The 1653-nt window shown below is 56.4% G+C and carries 1 protein-coding gene; it reads left to right on the top strand.

Features of this window, described 5'->3' with window-relative positions:
• The first annotated feature begins 79 nt into the window (after positions 1-79).
• Positions 80-1525, top strand: coding sequence for an IS1182 family transposase (locus HDG33_RS36795; RefSeq protein ID WP_184041217.1), 1446 nt, complete (start codon positions 80-82; stop codon positions 1523-1525).
• Positions 1526-1653: the final 128 nt, after the last annotated feature.

Genomic DNA, 1653 nt, shown 5'->3' with positions numbered 1-1653 from the left:
AAGGGCCGTTGTGGGTCCAGCCTGTGTGAAAACACATTGATCGCCTAAACTGAATCAACGCGCTGAGACCGGGTGACTCATGAAGCGATTCGTTGAAGGCGATGACCGCAAGCAGGTCGCACTACTTCCGGAATGTGTCGATGACTACGTCGGGCAGGACAATCCGGTGAGAGTAATCGATGCCTTCGTCGACGAACTTGATCTCGCAGAGCTCGGTTTCAACGGTTCCACTCCGGCACTCACGGGCCGGCCGTCTTACCATCCTGGCGTGATGCTGAAGATCTATATCTACGGCTATCTGAACCGGATACCGTCGAGCCGGAGACTTGAGCGCGAATGCCAACGCAATGTTGAGCTGATGTGGCTGTCAGGACGGCTCGCACCGGACTTCAAGACGATCGCGGACTTCCGCCGTGACAGCGGCGCGGCGATCCGCAACGTATGCCGGCGTTTCGTCGAACTGTGTCGCGGGCTCAAGCTGCTATCCAGTGACATGGTGGCTATCGACGGTAGCAAGTTCAAGGCATCAAACACCCGCGACAGGAACTACACGGCAAGCAAAATCGACAAGCGCCAGAAGCAGATCGAGGAAAGTGTGCAGCGATATCTCGATCTGATTGAAAGCGCAGACCGCACCAGTCCTACCGGCTTCGATGTAAAGACTGTCAGGCTCTACGAGAAGATCGCCGTGCTGCGCCAGCAGATGCGTGAGCTCAAGCAGATCGGCAGACAACTGGAAAAGCAGCCGGACAAGCAGTTGTCGCTGACGGATCCGGACGCACGCTCGATGGCAACGAGTGGAAGAGGCTCCGGCATAGTGGGCTACAACGTCCAGGCAGCAGTTGATACGAAACATCATCTGATCGTTGAACACGAAGTAACCAATGTCGGGAACGATCATGGACAACTCAGCAAAATGGCGATATCTGCGAAGCACGCGATGGGCAGATCGAAGCTGAAGGTTGTTGCGGACCGCGGTTACTTCAGCGGGCCGGAGATAAGGGCATGCGATCTGAACGACATCAGCGCGTATGTTCCCAAGCCGCTCACGTCGGCATCCCGGAAAAAAGGCCTGTTTACGAAGGCCGACTTTATCTACATAGCGAAAAGCGACACGTATCGATGCCCTGCTGGCGAGCGGGCGATCCATCGATTCACGACTGTCGAGCATGACATGAATCTGCGGGTCTACTGGCCCAGCGCGTGCCCACGTTGCCATCTCAAGGAACGATGTTCACCGTCTGACTATCGTCGAATTCGGCGATGGGAACACGAGAATGCGCTTGAAGTGATGCAGCGCCGGCTCGACCGGAAACCTGACGCCATGACCATCCGCAGAAGTACCGTCGAGCATGTCTTCGGCACGCTCAAGCACTGGATGGGCCCCGCACACTTCCTGACCAGGACGCTCAGGCGGGTGAGTACGGAGATGAGCCTTCAGGTGTTGGCTTACAACCTCAAGCGGGTCATGAACATACTCGGCGTTCAGGGGACATTGAAGGCGATGAAGATGGTCGAAAGCTAAAGCCCTGAGAGGCTTTGTTGCGCACGCGACGGTCGATCGGTGCAAGCTGTCTGGGCCGAACGAGATTGACCTGATCGGCAATCGCTCGCATAGCCGTGAAAAACCAGTTTCCACACAAGCTCGGTCGA

Source organism: Paraburkholderia sp. Cpub6, from assembly GCF_014201065.1.
Lineage (GTDB): Bacteria > Pseudomonadota > Gammaproteobacteria > Burkholderiales > Burkholderiaceae > Paraburkholderia > Paraburkholderia tuberum.
This window is presented reverse-complemented; position numbering and strand designations above follow the sequence as displayed.